This window comes from Micromonospora sp. NPDC004704 (genome assembly GCF_053601675.1).
On record NZ_JBSGCD010000003.1, the window covers coordinates 46,080 to 64,787 of the forward strand.

The window sequence follows — 18,708 nt, forward strand, 5'->3', positions numbered from 1 at the left end:
TGCGCCCCACTTACTTGAAGTATTCATTGATCGATATCTATTGACTAAATGCGAAGGTGGCTTCTAGCGTGACCGCCATGACGAAACCCCTTCGCCGCTTATTGGCGGCAACCCTGACCCTGGTAGCCGCACTTGCGGTTATCGTTGTCCCTCAGTCCCCGGCTTCGGCGTACGCGCTGCACAACTGCAAAATGCCCAGCACAACGACCACGTGGCAAGACCTGACCGGTGGGGGTGCCTACGGCTCGGCCGCGTACAGCGCCATCGCGGCCTGGCAGAACACGTCCACCCCGAACTCGTTTCATATCGTCGGCAGCAATGGGCAGATGCTGCTCAAGCAAGAGAACTGGGGAAGCTTCACGTGGTCGGGCAGAACGGACGGCAGCGTGGGTGCACCGTACTGCAACAGCTCAATGGGTACATGGGCAAACCTGCCCCTCACTCTATGGCTGAACCGCCGCTACACTGACGCATATCCGGCCGGGAAGAAGCAAACTGTGTGGGTGCACGAGATTGGACACGCGCTAGGCATAGCACACACGGGAAACAACGTCTGTGCGGGCATGCCGATCATGTTTCAGGGCACAGACGAGAAGTGGAATTGTGGTCTGAACACCCCTCAAGCTGATGACATCAACGGTGTTAACTACATCTACTAGAGAGGTGGCGTGATGATCAAAAAGCTTCTGTTGATCGCCTCCGGGGTGTTCGTGCTGGTGGCAAGCAGCGCTTGCGGCGCCAATGACCAAGCCTCCCGGGGAGGTGCTACACCGACGCCGGAATTGCAACGGCATAGCGTTGCCGACCGGGTGAAAAACTACGAGACGTTCGCCGAGCTGCGGACCGACAGCACGTTGATCGTGCGGGCGACGGCGGTCAGCTCCACCATCGAGACGTTGCACGACACCCCGCAAACGATCACAACCCTGAAGGTCGCGGAGACGCTGCACGGGGAGCTGCCGCCCGCGAACGAGCCCGTACGGGTGCGACAACTGGGCAGCGCCAAGTGGTCAACGAACCTCACTCCGCTACTGATTGCCGGCCGGGAGTACGTGCTGTTCCTGCTCCCGTGGTGGCTGAAGTCCCCCGACGAGCGCACGGGGCAATGGGTGATCACCGGCGAGCAGGGCATGTACGCCCTGGACGCCACTGACAAGGGAGCGGTCTGGCGGTACGCGGTGGAGGAGAACCCAGGCCTTCCCGCGACGCTCTCGACTGAGGCCGTCGAGTCGGGAGCCTTCCTGAGATAGCAACACCAAGGCCACCCACCCCCTGTCGGTCGATAGCGACAGGACGCGGCGACCGCAGGGCGACCCCGCATTGCCTGTAGGCGGGTGCCAGCGTCCGGGGAGGAGGGGGTGGGGGAAGCGGGCGGGGAGCAGTCCGGACTGCTCCCCGCCTTGCTGTTCCCGGTCAGGCGTTGACCGTCGCCGGATACGGGGCGGGCGATCGTGCGACGCCCAGGAGCGAGTGCGGCTGTCAGGTCGTGGGGTTGATGACCTGGACGAACAGTGCCTACGCGGCGAACGCGGCCAATGGCGCTACCACATCCGGGCATGATCAGGGCTTTTTCCACAGGTGGGTGAGTTGTCCACAGGAGAGCTTCGGTCGGCGGCGCGGCCGGTCGACTCCGCCTACCGTCCCGCTGATGTCCGATGACGACGAAACCAGGGTGCGGGAGCGGCTGGCCCGGCTGCTGCGTGGTGGGGCGACGCGTCCCCCCGTACCGGTGGAGGTTGGTGTTTCCCCGCCGGGTGACAACCCGGCGCCGAGTGGGCTGGGCGGGCCGGGCGCGTTCGACCCCGGCCGGCGTGGGGTCAGGGCGCTTGCGGTGGTGGCCGCGCTGGTGGTGCTCGGCGCCGCCGGTTGGGCCTGGCAGGCCCGCCCGCAGGCTGAGCCGGTCGACGTCGTCGCGACGGCTGGCGCCGACGAGCCGACATCCGCCAGCGTCGGGCCAGGTCCGGGCCCGACCGCGAGCGCCGGGGCCGAGGTGGTCGTCGCGGTCGCCGGAAAGGTACGCCGACCCGGCCTGGTCCGGCTCCCCACCGGAGCCCGGGTCGCCGACGCGCTGACCGCCGCCGGAGGTGCCCTGCCCGGCGTCGACGTCGCACTGCTCAACCTGGCCCGGAAGGTCACCGACGGCGAGCTGATCCTGGTCGGGGTGACCGCCCCGCCGGGAGTCGCCGCCGGACCCGCCGGTCCGGGGCAGCCCGCCGATCCGGCGGCCGGCGGCGGCAAGGTCAACCTGAACACCGCCACCCTGGCCCAGCTCGACACCCTGCCCGGGGTCGGGCCGGTGCTCGCCCAGCGCATCCTTGACCATCGCGACCAGCGCGGCGGGTTCCGTACGGTGGGCGACCTGCGGCAGGTCAGCGGCATCGGGGACGCCCGGTACGAGCAGCTCAAGGAGCTGGTCACGGTATGAGCGCGGCAGCGGCGGTCCGGGTACCGGAGGAGGTCGAGCCAGACGCCCGTGCCAGGCCACCGGACCTGCGGCTCGCCGGTGTGGCGGTGGCGACCTGGCTCTCCGCCCTCGCCGTGCTCTACCTGTCGGCGCGGTCCGGAGTGCTGATCGCACTGGTCGCCGCCGCCGTCGCGCTGGCCCTAGCCGCCCGACTGACCCGGCTGCACCACCGAGGCCCGCTCGCCGACCGGTACGGCTGGGTCGCGGTCGCCGTACTGATCGGGGTGGTGTGCGGCAGTGCGGCGACGGCTGCCCGGCTCGGCGTACGGGACGCGGAGTCGTTGGCCGAGTTGTCCCGTACGCGGGCGCCGGTCACCGTCGAGCTGGTCGTACGCGACGATCCACGCGCGGTGGCCGGGGCGGCGGGACGGCCGGCGATGCTCCTGCTGTCGGCCGAACTGTCCTGGTTGCGTGGGCCGGACCAGCGGAAGATCGAGGTCCCGGCCCGGATTCTGGTGCTGGCCACCGATGCGCAGTGGCGGGACCTGCTGCCGGGGCAGCGGCTGACCGCCAGCGGTCGGTTGGCGCGGGCGCGCGGCGGTGACCTGACGGCGGCCGTACTGTCGGCCAACAGTGCCCCCGTGCGGATCGGTACGCCTTCGTGGACCCAGCGGGTGGCCGGGACGCTGCGGGCCGGGTTGCAGCGGGCCTGCCTGCCCCTGGCCGACGAGCCCGGCGGACTGCTGCCGGGGCTGGTGGTCGGTGACACCAGTCGACTGTTGCCGGCGGTCGAGGACGACTTCCTCACCACCGGCATGACTCATTTGAATGCTGTTTCAGGAGCAAATGTCGCGATAGTCGTCGGGTTGGTGCTGCTCTGCGCCCGCTGGGCGCGCGCCGGTCCGTGGCTGACCGCCGCGATCTGCGCGATCGCCCTGGTCGGTTTCGTGATCCTGGCCCGACCGTCGCCGAGCGTGGTCCGGGCGGCCACGATGGGGGCGGTCGGGCTGCTGGCCCTGGCGGTCGGCCGACCACGGGCGGCACTGCCGGCACTCGGGGCCGCGATCACGGTCCTGGTCGTGGTCGATCCGGAGTTGGCCGGCGACGCCGGGTTCGCGCTGTCCGTACTGGCCACGGGTGGGTTGCTGCTGGTGGCGCCGAGGTGGCGGGACCGGATGCGGGCCCGGGGAGTGCCGGCGGGGCTGGCCGAGGCGCTGGCCATCCCGGCGGCGGCGCAACTGACCTGCGCTCCGGTGGTGGCGGGGCTGTCCGGGACGATCAGCCTGGTGGCCGTACCGGCGAACCTGCTTGCGGTGCCGGCGATCGCGCCGGCCACCGTACTCGGCGTGGCCGCCGCCACGGTGTCACCGGTGTGGCCGGCGGGTGCCGAGTTCGCGGCCTGGCTCGGGAGCTGGCCGGCGTGGTGGCTGGTGCTGGTCGCGCGTTACGGGGCTCGGGTGCCGGCCGGAACCCTGCCGTGGCTGGACGGCGTCGCCGGTGGGCTGCTGCTCGGTGCGCTCACCGTGGCGCTGCTGGTCGCCGCCCGGCATCCGCTGGTCCGCCGGCTGGTCGCGGTGGTCGCGGTCGCGGTGGTGATCGGCGCGCTACCGGTACGCCTGGTCGCCTCGGGTTGGCCGCCGGACGGCTGGGTCTTCGCGCTCTGCGCGGTCGGGCAGGGCGACACCGCCGTGCTGCCGATCGGGGCGGGGCGGGCCGTCGTGGTCGACGCCGGACCCAATCCGGCGGCGGCCGACCGGTGCCTGCGCCGGCTCGGCGTACGGTCGGTGCCGTTGCTGGTGGTCAGCCACTTCCACGCCGACCACGTGGGCGGACTGGCCGGGGTGTTGCGCGGGCGCAAGGTCGGTGCGGTGGTGACTCCGCAGTGGCCGGAGCCGGAGGCCGGTCGATCCGCCGTCGAGCGGGCCGGGGCGACGGCCGGCATTCCGGTCGGCGGCATCGGTCCGGGCTGGCGGTACGTCGCCGGCCAGGTGGAACTGACCCTGCTCGGTCCGCCGTACCCGATGCGGGGCACCAGATCGGACCCGAACAACAACTCACTCGTGCTCCGGGCGCGGGTCGGCGGGGTACGGGTCCTCCTCGCCGGGGATGCCGAGGAGGAGGAACAGCGGGCGCTGCTCGACGGCCTCCCCGCCACCGAACTGCGGGCGGAACTGTTGAAGGTGGCCCACCACGGATCGGCCTATCAGGAGGTTGGCTTCCTCGACGCGGTGGCGCCGGCGGTGGCCCTGGTCCCGGTCGGGGTGGGCAACGACTACGGCCACCCGAACCCGGCCGTCCTGTCGAGACTGGCTCGCAACGGCGCGCGGGTGCTGCGTACGGACACCGACGGGGATCTGGCCGTGGTCCGGCGTGACGGTGCACTGGCGGTGGTCGTACGAGGACTCGGTGCAGGTGAGCGGTGACCGAACCGGCTGACCCCACAGGCAAAGTACGGAATGCCAGGATTAAGCTAAATGCCTGGATTTGCGCTAAGTGCGGGCTCGGCTACGGGTACCGGGGTGACCAGGCCCGACGTACGCACCCGTCGTGCGACGATGCTCGGGTGACCCCTGTTAGCCTCGCCCCGATCCTGCTCGTCCTCGGAGACGAGGAGCTGCTCGTCACCCGGGCGCTCGCCGGGGCAGCCGCAGCGGCCCGGGAGATCGACTCCGGCGCCGACGTACGTGACTACGAGGCCGGATCGGTCAACCCCGGCGAGGTCGCCGAGATGCTCAGCCCGTCCCTGTTCGGCGGTCGCCGGGTCCTGCTGTTGCGCAACGGGCAGGACGCCCGCAAGGACCTGGTCACCGTGCTGCTCGCGTACGCGAAGAACCCGGACCCGGACGTCCACCTGGTGGTGGCCCACGCCGGTGGCGCCAAGGGCAAGGCCTTCGCCGACGGGCTGCGGACGGCCGGTGCGACCGTGATCCCGGCGGCCAAGCTCAAGGGCGAACGGGAGCGGATCGCCTTCGTCCGGGACGAGTTCCGGCGCGGTGGCGCCAAGGCCAGCGACGACGCCGCCTCGGCCCTGGTCGCCTCGGTCGGCAACGACCTGCGGGAACTCGCCTCGGCCTGCGCGCAGCTCATCGCCGACACCGACGGGCGGATCGGCGCCGACACCGTCGCCCGCTACTACAAGGGTCGGGCCGAGGTGAGCGGCTTCACCGTCGCCGACGCGGCCATGGTCGGTGACCTGCCCGCCGCGCTGGAGGCGCTGCGCTGGGCGCTGCACGTCGGCGTCGACCCGGTGCCGATCGCCGACGCCCTCGCCGACGGCGTACGGACGGTCGCCCGGGTGAGTTCCGCGGGGCGCGGCAGCGCGTACCAACTGGCCAGCAGCCTCGGCATGCCGGCGTGGAAGATCGAACGGGCGCAGCGGCAGGGTCGGGGCTGGACCCCGGAAGGGCTGGTCGACGCGATGCAGGCCGCCGCCGAGTGCAACGCCGCGGTCAAGGGCGGTGCCGACGACCGGGGGTACGCCCTGGAGCGGGCGGTCTTTGCGGTCGCCGCCGCCCGGACGGGAAGTGGCACCCGGTGAGCGGACCACCCCATCTCCGGTTGCCCGGAACGATGCGCACCGGTCGGCGCCGTCGTGCGGCCGAGGACGCGAGCTACCCCGACCTGTCGGGAGCGCTGGAGGATTTCGGCCCGATGGTGGCCGCGGAGATCGCGGTGAGCTATCCCGGCCTGGTCGCGGAGGTCTGCGCCGACCTCGACGGGGCGTCGCGTACGGAGCATCCCACCGTACGGGTCTACCCCCGGTTGCTCGAACCGGTGCACGAGCCGCCGCCCGTCGACGACGAACGGGTGCGTCCGCTGTACGCCCGCGTCCTGCGACTGCGCCACGTCGACCCCGGCGGCCTGCTCTGTTTCTTCTTCTTCGAGGGCACGGTGGCCCTCGGTCTGCTGCTCGCGCTCGCCGAACTCGTCAACTGGTGGGGAGTGCTGGTCCTACCGGTGACGGTCGCCGTCATGGTCAAGCTGAACGACCTGGTCGCCGCCGCCGTGGTCCGCTCCGCCGCCCGGGTCCCCGACCTGGAACAGGAGCGGTTCCGGCGCGAGATGCTGCCGGTGGTCGGCCGCGCCCGGGTGCCCGACGGCTGCAAGATCAGCGCGTACGGGTCGCACGCGCCGGCCGGTGCGCCCGACGCCTACGGCACCCTCAACCCGGCCACGTTCGGCACCGGGGACGCGGCCGAACCCGCCGAACCGGAACAGGACGAGGCCCCGCCCGCAGCCGCGAGGCTGGTGCTGGGACGGGCCGCCGCCAGCCGGATCCGGGCCAACTCCGGTCACGCCGGCACCCGCCGTACGCCGATCGGACGCCCGACCAACACGCACCCGGCGGCGGGGGAGCGGACCGAGCAGTGGCACGGCCAGCAGACCGGACGATGGCCCGACCCGCTGGACCCCGGCCAGCAGCGGGCCCGTCAGTCCGGCGCCCCGCACTACGAGTAATCAGCCCCCCGGCACTACGCGGTCGGGACCGTCGAGACAACACAGCTACGCCCCGAGCCTTCGCGGCTCGGGGCGTAAGTGGTGAAGTCTGTCGATCCGTCAGGCAGCGGCGGAGAGCGACTCCAGGCGCTTGGCGATGGCCGACTTGCGGTTCGCCGCCTGGTTCTGGTGGATGACGCCCTTGCTGACAGCCTTGTCAAGCTTGCGCGAGGCGTCGCGCAGCAACGCGGTGGCCTGCTCGGCGTCACCGGCGACGGTCGCCTCGTTGAACTTGCGGATGGCGGTCTTCAGCGACGACTTGACCGACTTGTTACGCAGCCGGCGCTTCTCGTTCTGCCGGTTGCGCTTGATCTGGGACTTAATGTTCGCCACGCGACAGCCTCGTCTTGATAGCTCGGGTTGGTCAGCTTGATGCACGGGCGACGATCGGCGTAAGCCCTCAGGGGCACCAACGCACAGTTACATCGCCACACGCGAAAAGCCAGGTTACCAGGTCGGCCCGGTGGGGCCAAAACCGGTCACCGCCAGCCGCGCCGCGTGGCCAACCAGCTCAGCGCCGTCTCGCCGCTCCACCGCTGGTGTGCCCGCAGGTGCGGGGACTCGCCGGAGGGTTCCGTGGTCGCCCGGACCAGCCAGTACCCGGCGAGCGCGGCGAGCGTGGCGTCCAGCCCGTCCACCGGCACGTCACGGGCGGCGGGATGCGTCGCGAAGGCCCGGTCGGCGTCCAGCCCGCTGGCGTACACGGTCACCAGCAGGCCGGCCAGGTCGAACCAGGCAGGCCCGAAACAGAGCCAGTTCCAGTCGCAGATCCAGGCGGTCCCGGCCCGGTCGACCAGTACGTTGTCCAGCCGCAGGTCCCCGTGGATCACGCTGGTGCCGTACGCGTAGCCGGGCAGCAGTCCCTCCAGGTGGGCCAGCTCCGGCAGCCGGTCACGCAGGCTCGCCGGCATCCCGGCCGGCACCGGCTCGTGCCCGTCGACGATCTCCCGCCACCAGGAGAGGTCGGCCCGGAGCAGGTCGGCGAGCTGTGGCAGGCCAAGCGCGACCAACTCGGCCGGGGGTTCCCGCAGCGCCTCCGCCACCCGTGCGTACGCGTGCAGGGTGGCGGTCAGGTCCGCCGGGTGCCACGGCAGGGCGGGCATCCGGCCGTCGATCGCGTCCAGGCAGATGACGAAGTGCCCGGCGGCGGTGAGGGTCCACCGGGGGCGGGCGACCGGCAGGTCGGGCGGGAGGGCGGCGATGATCGCGGTCTCCCGGGCGTACCAGTCGCTCAGGTGGCGCTGGTCGGCCAGGGAGGCGGCCTTGACGAAGACCCTGTCCCCGGCGGTGGTGTCGAGGACCCCGGCGAAGCCGTTGGTGAAGCCCCCACCGGCGGTGCTCGCCCAACTGACCCTGGCTCCGAGCCGGGCACCGATCGCGGCGCGCAGCTCCGCCGGCAGGTCGGCCCAGTCCGGTCGTACGGCGGTCGCACCGTACGGCACCAGCGGTAACGAACTCGCGGACATGCCCCCATCCTGCCCCAGCCGGCCCGAACGGCGTTCCCGCCGGTCGGTGTGACGGACGTTCCCGCCGGTCGCCCCGACCGGCCGGAACGCAGCTCGGCGGGGGTGGCGGGAGATGTCACAGCGGTCTGCCAGACTGCCGGGACATGAGGACCGACGACTTCTGGGCGCTGATCGACGACGCCCGCACCGGCGCCGACGGCAACACCGAGGCGATCATGGCGCGGGCGGTGGCCCTGCTGGCGGCTCGGGACGTGACCGAGATCGCCGGTTTCGACCAGCACCTGTGGCGGGTCCTGGCGGCCTCCTACCGGGCGGATCTCTGGGGTGCGGCGTACCTGATCAACGGGGGCTGCTCCGACGACGGGTTCGAGTACTTCCGCTGCTGGCTGATCCTCCAGGGGAGGGCGACCTTCGCCCAGGCGGTCAAGGACCCCGACTCCCTGGCCGGACTGCCGGCGGTCCAGCAGGCGGCGGTCACCGGCGAGGAGTTTGAGGCCGAGGACGTGCTGCACCTCGCGCACAACGCCTACCTGAAGGCGACGGCGAGCGAGCTGCCGGCGCAGGAGCACGCCGCCTACCCGAAACTGGACGAGTTCTGGGACTTCGACGACGAGGCCAGCGCCCGCCAGCAGTTGCCCCGGCTCGCCGCGCTCTTCGTGGAGCCGCCAGAGTGACCGGTGCTGTCGTACCGGAACGACCGGAGGCGTGAGCGGGCTCGGCGGGGAACCGAGCGGGCTCGGGGTGATCGGATGGGCTGCGCCGGGGTTTCCGGAGGGCATGGGATCATAGAGAGTGGTCGGCCCCGCGCCGACCGACGCGTACCGCCCGCCGGGCCGTCGCGTACCGCTGACCAGCCCGACCATGCCAGCTTGCCAGCCCGACCCGCTCGCCAGCCCGATTAGAACGGACCGCCGTGCCACCGACGCCCGACGCAGGCGCGAACACTCCTGGTGCCACCGATCCCGGCCGGATCAGGAACTTCGGCATCATCGCCCACATCGACCACGGGAAGTCGACCCTGGCCGACCGGATGTTGCAGCTCACCGGCGTGGTCGACCCGCGGCAGATGCGGGCCCAGTACCTGGACCGGATGGACATCGAGCGCGAGCGCGGCATCACCATCAAGAGCCAGGCGGTCCGGATGCCGTGGACCGTCCGGGAGGGCGAGCAGCAGGGCGAGCACGCCGTACTCAACATGATCGACACCCCGGGTCACGTGGACTTCACGTACGAGGTGTCCCGTTCCCTGGCCGCCTGCGAGGGTGCCGTGCTGCTGGTCGACGCGGCGCAGGGGATCGAGGCGCAGACGCTGGCGAACCTCTACCTGGCGATGGAGAACAACCTCCACGTCATCCCGGTGCTGAACAAGATCGACCTGCCGGCGGCCCAGCCGGAGAAGTACGCCGAGGAGCTGGCCCACCTGATCGGGTGCGAGCCGAGCGACTGCATCCGGGTCTCCGGCAAGACCGGTGACGGGGTGCCGTACCTGCTCGACGAGATCGTCCGGCAGTTCAAGCCGCCGGTCGGTGACGCCAGCGCCCCCGCCCGCGCGATGATCTTCGACTCGGTCTACGACGTCTACCGGGGCGTGGTCACCTACGTCCGGGTGATCGACGGGCGGATCGAGGCCCGTGAGCGGATCAAGATGATGTCCACCGGCGCCGTGCACGAGCTGCTGGAGATCGGGGTCATCTCGCCCGAGATGGAGAAGCACACCGCGCTCGGTGTCGGCGAGGTCGGTTACCTGATCACCGGCGTGAAGGACGTACGACAGTCGCGGGTCGGTGACACCGTCACGATCAACTCCCGGCCGGCGACCCAGGCGCTCGGTGGTTACAAGGACCCGAAGCCGATGGTCTACTCGGGTCTCTACCCGATCGACGGCTCGGACTACCCCAACCTCCGGGACGCCCTGGACAAGCTCAAGCTCAACGACGCCGCACTCGACTACGAGCCGGAGACCTCCGGTGCGCTCGGCTTCGGCTTCCGCTGCGGCTTCCTCGGCCTGCTGCACCTGGAGATCATCCGGGAGCGGCTGGAGCGCGAGTACAACCTCGACCTGATCTCCACCGCCCCGAACGTGGTCAACCGGGCGCTGCTGGAGGACGGCAGCGAGATCACCGTGACCAACCCGAGCGAGTACCCCACCGGCCGGGTGGCCGAGGTGTACGAGCCGGTGGTGCGGGCGACCGTACTGACGCCGAACGACTACGTCGGCGCGGTGATGGAGCTCTGCCAGGGGCGCCGGGGCAACCTGCTCGGCATGGACTACCTCTCCGCCGACCGGGTGGAGCTGCGCTACACCCTGCCCCTCGCCGAGATCATCTTCGACTTCTTCGACCAGCTCAAGAGCCGGACCAAGGGGTACGCGTCGCTGGACTACGAGCCCTCCGGCGAGCAGCAGTCCGACCTGGTCAAGGTGGACATCCTGCTGCACGGCGAGCCGGTCGACGCGTTCAGCGCGATCGTGCACAAGGACAAGGCGTACAACTACGGGGTCACCATCGCGGCGAAGCTGCAGAAGCTGATTCCCCGGCAGCAGTTCGAGGTGCCGATCCAGGCCGCGATCGGCAACCGGGTCATCGCCCGCGAGACGATCCGGGCGATCCGCAAGGACGTGCTCGCCAAGTGCTACGGCGGTGACATCACCCGTAAGCGCAAGCTGCTGGAGAAGCAGAAGGAAGGCAAGAAGCGGATGAAGATGGTGGGCCGGGTCGAGGTGCCGCAGGAGGCCTTCATCGCCGCGCTCTCCTCCGACGAGTCCGGCGACGCCAAGGGCGGCAAGGGCGGCGGCAAGAAGTGAGCCTGCGGGTGTACGGAACGGACGCCTCGTTCTGCCCGCGCTGCGGGGCGCCGCTGCCCGGCGCCCCGCCCACCGCCTGCGGGTCGTGCGGGTACAACCTGTTCGTCAACGCCCGCCCCACCGCCAGCCTGATCGTGCTCGACGGCGACCCGGTCACGCCCCGCTTCCTGGCCCTGCGGCGGGCCGCCGAGCCCCGATCGGGGCTCTGGGAGACCCCGGGCGGCTTCTGCGACGGGTGGGAACACCCGGCGACCGCCGCGGTCCGGGAGGGACGCGAGGAACTCGGCGTCGAGGTCAAGCTCGGCGACTACGTCGGAATGTACGTCGGCAGCTACGACTACCAGGGCGAGACACTGCCCGTACTGGATGTCTTCTACCTGGCCACGATCGACGCCGTCGCGATCCGGCTCGATCCGGCGGAGTCGTCCGAGATGACGTGGTTCGATCTGGCCGATCCGCCCACACTGGCCTTCGAGACCATGGACCAGGCCGTTCGGGCCGCCGCACGACAACTGGGATGTTAAGTCGGTTTGAGAATTCAGCGGGTCGGGCACTATGCCGTCACCACACAACAGGGTGTGGATGACTTGAGTAGGAGACGACCGATGACTGTAGCTGGCATCATCACCGCACTCATTGTTGGCCTGATCGTCGGTGCGCTCGGCCGCCTGATCGTGCCCGGCAAGCAGAACATCCCGCTGTGGCTGCACATGCTGATCGGTGTGGGCGCCGCGCTTCTCGGTACCGTGATCGCACGGGCCGCGGGCATCGCGACCGAGACCGCCGGCATCGACTGGCGCGAGCTGCTGGTCCAGGTTGTCGTCGCGGCGATCGCGGTGGCCATCGTGGCCGGTGTCGGTGGACGCCGCAGCGTCAGCCGCTACTGACCCCCGGTAGCAAAGTAGCTACCTCCCCCTTGTACGACATGGCAGGGGCGTCCGACCGAAACCGGTCCGGCGCCCCTGCCGTACGTGCTGGGTGGGTTGACCGGTCGTTAGGGTGGTGCCATGACAGGCAGACTCGTCTCGGTCAACCTGGCCGTCGTGACCCAGGCTCCCTGGGCCGGGGATCCGAGCGGACGCAGCGGCATCGACAAGCGCCCGACGCCGGGGCCGGTGACGCTCCGCGCCGGAGGAGTGGACGGCGACTTCGTCGGCGAACTCTCGGTCCACGGCGGGCCGGACAAGGCGGTCTACTCGTACGCCCGCGAGGACGCCGCCTGGTGGTCGCGGGAGCTGGGGCGGGAGATCCCACCCGGTGGCTTCGGTGAGAACCTCTCCACCGAGGGCCTCGACCTGACCGGGGCGGTGATCGGCGAGCACTGGCAGGTCGGTTCGGCCCTGCTGGAGGTGAGCCAGCCGCGTACGCCCTGCCGGACGTTCGCCGGCTTCTGGGACGTACGCGACCTGATCAAGCGGTTCACCGCGCGGGCGCTGCCCGGCGCCTACCTGCGGGTGCTCCGCGACGGTGCGGTGACGGCGGGCGACACGGTGACGGTGGTGCACCGGCCGGTGCACGGGGTGACGATCGGGGAGACGTTCCGGGCCCTGAACCTCACGCCGGAGTTGCTCCCGCGCCTGCTCGACGTACCGGAACTTCCGGCGCACCTGCGGGAACGGGTCGAGCGGCGGACCGCCCGCCAGCCCCGCTAGGGAAAGGGGCCGGCATGGCGCTGCGACCCGTCCAGGTGAACATCAAGGCTCTCGATGACTCGGCGATCGGCCGGTTCTGGGCCGAGGCGCTCGGGTGGAGTGCGTACCGGCCCGGTGTGACCACCTACGTCGGACCCGTCGGCGGCTTCGTCTGGCCAGACCCGGTCGCCGTCGGCATCAACGTCGTTCCCGTTCCGGAACCCGGGACGACAACGAAGAACCGGGTGCACCTCGATCTCGCCACCACCTCTGCGGCCCACCAGGCCGAGTTGGTCGCGCGCCTGGAGACCCTCGGTGCGACGCCCGCCGACGTGGGCCAGGGCAACGTGCCGTGGACCGTTCTCGCCGACCCGGAGGGCAACGAGTTCTGCGTCATGGAGCCCCGGGAGATCTACCGGGACACCGGGCCGATCGCCGCCGTGGTGGTCGACTGCGAGGATCCGCAGGCCATGGCCCGGTTCTGGGGTGAGGCGTTGGACTGGACCCTGCACCAGGTGACCGACGACCAGGCGGTGTTGCGCTCCGCGAAGGGCGTCGGCCCGTACCTCGAGTTCCTCCGTCGGTCCGGCGTGAAGACCGTGCCGGACCGGGTCCATCTCGACCTGTTGCCCTACCCCGGTGACGACAAGGCAGCGGAGGTGGCCCGGCTGCGGGCCCTCGGCGCCACCGACCTCGACCTCGGCCAGGGCGACGTCCCGTGGACGTGCCTGGTCGACCCGGAGGGCCACGAGTTCTGCGTCCTCGCCCCGTCCTGACGCAGAACCGCTATCCCTCGGCGTAGACCTCGGCCACGACCAGCGCCGAGTTGGCCGACCCGTCGGTGATCGGATGCCACGAGCCCTCGTCGGCGGTCCATTGCAGATTCTCGAAGCTGACCCGCTTCACCCCGTTGTCACCGGCGTGCGAGACGAGCCAGTGGGCGTAGCGCCAACCGGTCTGGACACTGGCGGCGGGAACCGCGAGACCGGTCAGCTCGGCCGGCACCGTGGTCTGCAACTTGCCCCAGTCCAGGTTCAGCCCGGTGGTGAGCGCGGTCGCGGCGGCGGCGCCGCGCAGCAGCGGTTCGTCGCCGACGGTGCAGGCGACGGCGCCGGTCGCGTTGCCCAGCAGGGCCCTGGTGAGTACGGCCGACTCGTCGGCCCACTTCTCGTACGCCTCCGGGAACGCCGAGCGCTGCACCCGCTGGGCGGCGTCGGTGACCCGCATCTGCTCCCAGCCCTTGACCTTCTTCAACGCGGCGTAAAACTTGTCGGCGGCGTACCGCGGGTCCCGGATCTTCTCCGGGGTGCCCCAACCCTGGCTCGGGCGCTGCTGGAACAGCCCGACCGAGTCACGGTCACCGCCGGCCAGGTTCTCCAACCTGGACTCCTGGAACGCGGTGGCGAGGGCGACCACCACTGCCTGCTCGGGCATCTTGCGTTTGGCGCCGATCGCGGCGATGGTCGCGGCGTTCGCCATCTGCTCCGGGTTCAGGTTGACCCGGCCGTCCGCCTCGACCGTGCATCCGCGTACGGCGCTCGGCAGCGGCAGCTTGCCGACGATCTCGCGCGAGCCCAGGTAGACCCCGAATGCGGCAACCGCCGCGAGCGCCACGCCAGCCGCCACCATCGCTTGAGTCCGCACCCGCACCCCTTGCTCGTTCGTCGCCCGACCCCGTCTGTGCCGGTCCGCCGGCCCGTCGCGGGCCGGGGATGATCGGCGAACAGGGCCTAGCGTACGTCCCGACTCCGTACTCTCGGCCAGCCTTGTTTTCCCGGTAATCCTGTGCTCATCGGTCCTTCACCGGTTCCGTACCGGCGCCTGACATCGGGCGTTGCTGCTCAGGCCCCGGGTACCCAACGAGCGGGCCGTTTCTCGCGGAACGCGAGGATTCCCTCTCGTCCCTCCTCGGAGAGGAAGTACCGGGTCGACAGGGCACCGAGTTCGGCGAGTTCGGCCCGCAGGTCCGTGGCGGCCGGTCGACGCAGCAGCTCCTTGGTCCCGGCCAGGGCGCCGGGTGCCCCCCGGACCAGCGCCGCACAGTACGCGGCCACGGTCTCGTCCAGCGCGTCCGCCGGCACCGCCCGGCTGACCAGCCCGATCCGCTCGGCCCGGTCCCCGTCGAAGGTCTCACCGGTCAGGTAGAGCTCGGCGGCGGCCCGGGGCTGCAACCGGGGCAGAACGGTCGCGGAGATCACGGCCGGGATCACCCCGATCCGTACCTCGGTGAAGGCGAAGGTCGCCTCGGACGTACAGACGGCGATGTCGGCGGCGGCGATCAGCCCCAGCCCACCCGCGCGCGCCGGCCCGCCCACCCGGGCGACGACCGGTTTCGGGCACTCCCGGACCGCGGCGAGTACGTCGCCGAGCTTGCCGGCCGGCACCGCGCCGGTGCTGAACGCCGCCGCGGTCTCCTTCAGGTCGGCACCGGAGCAGAACACCGGCCCGGTGTGTGACAGGACCACCGCGCGTACTGTGTCGTCTGTCACAGCGTCGTCCAGTGCGGCGAGGAGCTGGGTCATCAGCGGGGTGGAGAGCGCGTTGCGGTTGTGCGGGCTGTCCAGCGTGAGCGTGGTCACCCCGGGTGCGGTCGACACCCGGACGAGCGTGTCGGGGGCTGCGGTCATGCCGGCACACTAGTCGCATGCCCGGCGTCCTCCCCGAAGGTGAACCCGTACCCGCTGACGGTTCGCTGCCCCGTACCGCCCTGACCGCAGTCGGCGACAGGGGGTTCGGGGTCTACGTGCACGTGCCCTTCTGCGCCAGCCGGTGCGGATACTGCGACTTCAACACGTACACCGCCACCGAACTCGGTGGTGGCGGCCGGGACGGGTACGCCGATTCGGTGCTGGCCGAGCTGGCGTTGGCCGGGCGGGTGCTGGGCGAGGCCCCGCCGCGCCGGGTGGACACCGTGTTCGTCGGCGGCGGCACCCCGACCCTGCTGCCCGCCGACGAACTGGCCCGGATCCTGGACGGAATCGACCGGACCTGGGGGCTGGCCGCCGACGCCGAGGTCACCACCGAGGCCAACCCGGAGTCGGTGACCCCGGAGTCGCTCAAGACGCTGCGGGCCGCCGGTTACACCCGGATCTCCCTGGGCATGCAGTCCGCCGCCGCCGGGGTGCTCGCCCTGCTCGACCGCAGGCACACCCCCGGTCGGGCGGTCCAGGCCGCCCTGGAGGCGCGTGACGCCGGCTTCGACCACGTGAACCTGGACCTGATCTACGGGACGCCGGGCGAGACCGCCGACGACTTCGCCGCGTCGCTGGCCGCGGTGACCGAGGCGGGGGTGGACCACGTCAGCGCGTACGCCCTGATCGTGGAGGACGGCACCCGGCTGGCCGGTCGGATGCGGCGCGGCGAGCTGCCGTACCCCAGTGACGACGTGGCGGCGGACCGCTACCTGGCCGCGGAGGCAGCCCTCGGCGCGGCCGGTTTCTCCTGGTACGAGGTTTCCAACTGGGCCCGCACCGCCGACGCCCGGTGCCGGCACAACCTGCTCTACTGGACCGGCGGGGACTGGTGGGGCCTCGGGCCGGGGGCGCACAGCCACGTCGGCGGCGTGCGCTGGTGGAACGTCAAACACCCCACCGCGTACGCGTCCCGCCTGGCCGCCGGTGAGTCTCCCGGCCACGCCCGGGAACTGCTCACCGGGGACGATCAGCACGTGGAGGACGTGATGCTGCGGCTGCGCCTGGACTCGGGACTGCCGTTGGCCGGGCTCGACGATGCCGGTCGGGTCGGCGCGGAACGGGCCCTGGCCGACGGTCTGCTGAGCCGTCCCGAGTACGCGGCCGGCCGGGCGGTGCTGACCCTGCGGGGCCGGCTGCTCGCCGACGCCGTGGTACGCGACCTGCTGCCCTGACCCCCGGTCGGGCGGGCGCTGGCTCGGGCCGGTCCGGACCGCCCCGAGCCAGCGGATCATCCCTGAGTGATGGTTACTTCACCAGGCGGTACGTCATCGGGTACCGGTAAACCGAGCCTCCGTTCGCCTTCAGACCGCCGAGGATCGAGAACACGATGATCACGATCCAGGTGATGAAGGGCAGGAAGAAGAGGATTCCGAACGAGCAGACACTCAAGATGACCGCGATCAGCGTGGCGACCGCCCAGGTGATCTGGAAGTTCAGCGCCTCGACCGCGTGCACCCGTACGGTCGGCGACTCGTTGCCCTTGGCGAGCAGCGCGATCAACGGGGCGATGAACCCGACGATGATGCCGCCGAAGTGCGCGATCAGGGCCCAGGTCTTCTCGTCGCTGTTCGCGTACCCGGTCGGGGCCGCGCCGCCCGGATAGCCGGCGCCCGGGGGATAACCACCGGGGTTGTAGCCACCGGGCGGCGGGTAGCCACCGTCGGCGGGCGGCGGGTAGGCACCCGGCGGGGGGTAGCCACCCGGAGGGGGATAGCCGCCGGGCGGGGGGTAGCCGCCGGCCGGCGGGGGTGCGCTCGGCGCGCCGTACTGCGGGGCGGCCGGGGGCGGCCCGTAACCGGGCGGGGGCGCCTCGTCCGGACTCGAGTACGAGCCCGGCGACGTGAACGGAGTGGTCGGCGGTTCCGGCGGCGGGTAACCGCCGGGGCCGCCCTCTCCGGGAGGGCGGGGTGGTTCAGTCATGGGGTCACGGTAGGGGTATCGATCAAACGACGCCAACTACCACGAGTGACTTCACTGGACAATTGCCGACTGAAGCTGTTATGCCGACAGGGGGTCGGTTACCGTCCACCAGATCACTCAAGATCTCCGGCCGGGCTCGCGATTGATCATCGCAACCGGTCGGGCCCACGTCGTAGACTGGCACTCGTTACAGTCGAGTGCCAGACTGGTGGGCCGGGTGCTCGCACCGACCCGGTCGCAGGGAGGTGAGGATGGGTCTCGACGACCGCAAGCTCGACGTGCTGCGCGCGATCGTGGAGGACTACGTTTCCACCCAGGAGCCGGTCGGCAGCAAGGCCCTGGTCGAGCGGCACCAACTGGGCGTTTCACCGGCCACCGTCCGTAACGACATGGCCGTGCTCGAAGAAGAGGGCTACATCCGGCAGCCGCACACCAGTGCCGGCCGGGTGCCCACCGACCGCGGTTACCGACTGTTCGTCGACCGCCTCTCCCGGGTCAAGCCGCTCACCCCGGCCGAGCGCCGGGCCATCGAACGTTTCCTGGTCGGCGCCGTCGACCTCGACGACGTGGTGCACCGTACGGTCCGGCTGCTCGCCCAGCTCACCCGGCAGGTCGCCGTGGTGCAGTACCCGAGCCTGGCCCGTTCGTCCGTGCGCCACCTGGAACTGGTGCCGATCTCCACCACCCGGCTCATGTTCGTCATGATCGCCGACACCGGTCGGGTCGAACAGCGCCTGGTCGAGATGCCCGCGCCGCTGCTCGCCGACGACGTGACCGACCTGCGCCGACTGATCAACGAGAAGCTCGTCGGCAGCCGGCTCTCCGACACCCCGCCGCTGGTCCAGGCACTGGTCGACGAGGTCACACCCGACCTGCGTCCGGCCATGGCGACGCTGGCGACCGTCCTGCTGGAAACCCTCGTCGAGCGACACGAGGAACGGATCGCCCTCGCCGGCACGGCCAACCTGACCCGAGGCGGGCTGCTCGACTTCCAGGGCTCGCTGCGACCGATTCTGGAGGCGCTGGAGGAAGAGGTCATCCTGCTCAAGCTCTTCGGCGAGGTCGAACCCAGTACGCTCCGAATTCGGATCGGCGACGAAAATGAGATCGACAACCTGCGCGCCACCTCGGTGGTGAGCACCGGGTACGGCACCGGCAGCAACATCCTCGGCGGGCTCGGGGTGCTCGGGCCGACCCGGATGGACTACCCCGGCACCATCGCGACCGTACGCGCCGTCGCCCGATACGTGGGCGACCTACTGGCACAGAACTGACGGGCAACGGTGCAGCGGGC

Annotated in this window: 18 protein-coding genes and 1 pseudogene; 14 read left to right on the forward strand and 5 right to left on the reverse strand. The window is 70.9% G+C overall.

Annotation, left to right across the window (positions count from 1 at the left end; translation table 11 throughout):
- Nucleotides 1-77 precede the first annotated feature (77 nt).
- The 6 genes and pseudogenes from ACWEFB_RS04470 to ACWEFB_RS04495 all read left to right on the forward strand — a co-directional run.
- On the forward strand, nt 78-659 hold the full coding sequence (locus tag ACWEFB_RS04470; RefSeq protein WP_452282766.1) for a matrixin family metalloprotease: 582 nt from the start codon (nt 78-80) through the stop codon (nt 657-659).
- A gap of 12 nt (nt 660-671) precedes the next feature.
- Nucleotides 672-1,250 carry a hypothetical protein gene (locus tag ACWEFB_RS04475; protein ID WP_452282177.1) on the forward strand — a complete coding sequence of 193 codons (579 nt, stop codon included), beginning with the start codon at nt 672-674 and terminating at the stop codon, nt 1,248-1,250.
- 398 nt (nt 1,251-1,648) lie between these two features.
- A complete protein-coding gene (locus ACWEFB_RS04480) occupies nt 1,649-2,425 on the forward strand; it encodes a ComEA family DNA-binding protein (protein ID WP_452282179.1) in 777 nt (258 codons plus the stop codon).
- Entirely contained in the window at nt 2,422-4,827 is a 2,406-nt protein-coding gene (locus ACWEFB_RS04485; RefSeq protein ID WP_452282181.1) for a ComEC/Rec2 family competence protein, read from the forward strand. Before ACWEFB_RS04480 ends, ACWEFB_RS04485 begins: the two co-directional genes overlap by 4 nt.
- Before the next feature lie 140 nt (nt 4,828-4,967).
- Nucleotides 4,968-5,942 (forward strand): DNA polymerase III subunit delta, encoded by a 975-nt coding sequence (gene holA, locus ACWEFB_RS04490; protein WP_452282183.1) that lies wholly within the window; start codon nt 4,968-4,970, stop codon nt 5,940-5,942.
- Nucleotides 5,943-6,166: 224 nt separating this feature from the next.
- A pseudogene (locus ACWEFB_RS04495) lies at nt 6,167-6,565 on the forward strand (hypothetical protein); the annotation flags it as partial.
- Nucleotides 6,566-6,961: 396 nt separating this feature from the next.
- Here the strand turns inward: ACWEFB_RS04495 and rpsT are convergent.
- Together rpsT and ACWEFB_RS04505 are read right to left on the reverse strand one after the other, a co-directional pair.
- Nucleotides 6,962-7,234 carry a 30S ribosomal protein S20 gene (rpsT, locus tag ACWEFB_RS04500; RefSeq protein ID WP_452282185.1) on the reverse strand — a complete coding sequence of 91 codons (273 nt, stop codon included), beginning with the start codon at nt 7,232-7,234 and terminating at the stop codon, nt 6,962-6,964.
- Nucleotides 7,235-7,380: 146 nt separating this feature from the next.
- Complete coding sequence (locus tag ACWEFB_RS04505) at nt 7,381-8,367, reverse strand: phosphotransferase (protein ID WP_452282187.1); 987 nt, start codon at nt 8,365-8,367, stop codon at nt 7,381-7,383.
- A 143-nt stretch (nt 8,368-8,510) separates the two neighbouring features.
- Here ACWEFB_RS04505 and ACWEFB_RS04510 point away from each other — a divergent pair, with 143 nt between their 5' ends.
- The 6 genes from ACWEFB_RS04510 to ACWEFB_RS04535 all read left to right on the forward strand — a co-directional run bounded on the left by ACWEFB_RS04510 (nt 8,511) and on the right by ACWEFB_RS04535 (nt 13,577).
- Nucleotides 8,511-9,041, forward strand: coding sequence for a DUF4240 domain-containing protein (locus ACWEFB_RS04510; RefSeq protein ID WP_452282189.1), 531 nt, complete (start codon nt 8,511-8,513; stop codon nt 9,039-9,041).
- Nucleotides 9,042-9,280: 239 nt separating this feature from the next.
- Nucleotides 9,281-11,170, forward strand: coding sequence for a translation elongation factor 4 (gene lepA, locus ACWEFB_RS04515; protein ID WP_452282191.1), 1,890 nt, complete (start codon nt 9,281-9,283; stop codon nt 11,168-11,170).
- Complete coding sequence (locus tag ACWEFB_RS04520; protein WP_452282193.1) at nt 11,167-11,694, forward strand: NUDIX domain-containing protein; 528 nt, start codon at nt 11,167-11,169, stop codon at nt 11,692-11,694. Before lepA ends, ACWEFB_RS04520 begins: the two co-directional genes overlap by 4 nt.
- 81 nt (nt 11,695-11,775) lie before the next feature.
- Nucleotides 11,776-12,057 (forward strand): GlsB/YeaQ/YmgE family stress response membrane protein, encoded by a 282-nt coding sequence (locus ACWEFB_RS04525; RefSeq protein ID WP_452282195.1) that lies wholly within the window; start codon nt 11,776-11,778, stop codon nt 12,055-12,057.
- A gap of 120 nt (nt 12,058-12,177) precedes the next feature.
- Entirely contained in the window at nt 12,178-12,822 is a 645-nt protein-coding gene (locus ACWEFB_RS04530; RefSeq protein ID WP_452282197.1) for an MOSC domain-containing protein, read from the forward strand.
- Nucleotides 12,823-12,836: 14 nt separating this feature from the next.
- Nucleotides 12,837-13,577: a VOC family protein gene (locus ACWEFB_RS04535; protein ID WP_452282199.1), complete on the forward strand. Its 741-nt coding sequence runs from the start codon at nt 12,837-12,839 to the stop codon at nt 13,575-13,577.
- 10 nt (nt 13,578-13,587) lie between these two features.
- Here ACWEFB_RS04535 and ACWEFB_RS04540 read toward each other — a convergent pair whose 3' ends face one another.
- Both ACWEFB_RS04540 and ACWEFB_RS04545 read right to left on the reverse strand, forming a co-directional pair.
- Complete coding sequence (locus ACWEFB_RS04540; protein ID WP_326556260.1) at nt 13,588-14,451, reverse strand: hypothetical protein; 864 nt, start codon at nt 14,449-14,451, stop codon at nt 13,588-13,590.
- A 191-nt stretch (nt 14,452-14,642) separates the two neighbouring features.
- Entirely contained in the window at nt 14,643-15,428 is a 786-nt protein-coding gene (locus ACWEFB_RS04545; protein ID WP_326556261.1) for an enoyl-CoA hydratase family protein, read from the reverse strand.
- Between the two features lie 17 nt (nt 15,429-15,445).
- On the opposite strand from ACWEFB_RS04545, the gene hemW reads away from it, so the two are divergent.
- Nucleotides 15,446-16,666, forward strand: a complete 1,221-nt coding sequence (gene hemW, locus ACWEFB_RS04550; RefSeq protein ID WP_452282201.1) for a radical SAM family heme chaperone HemW — start codon at nt 15,446-15,448, stop codon at nt 16,664-16,666.
- Nucleotides 16,667-16,739: 73 nt separating this feature from the next.
- On the opposite strand, the gene ACWEFB_RS04555 is transcribed toward hemW, so the two are convergent.
- Complete coding sequence (locus ACWEFB_RS04555; protein ID WP_452282203.1) at nt 16,740-17,414, reverse strand: DUF4870 domain-containing protein; 675 nt, start codon at nt 17,412-17,414, stop codon at nt 16,740-16,742.
- Nucleotides 17,415-17,665: 251 nt separating this feature from the next.
- On the opposite strand from ACWEFB_RS04555, the gene hrcA reads away from it, so the two are divergent.
- Nucleotides 17,666-18,688, forward strand: coding sequence for a heat-inducible transcriptional repressor HrcA (gene hrcA / locus ACWEFB_RS04560; RefSeq protein WP_326556264.1), 1,023 nt, complete (start codon nt 17,666-17,668; stop codon nt 18,686-18,688).
- Nucleotides 18,689-18,708 lie beyond the last annotated feature (20 nt).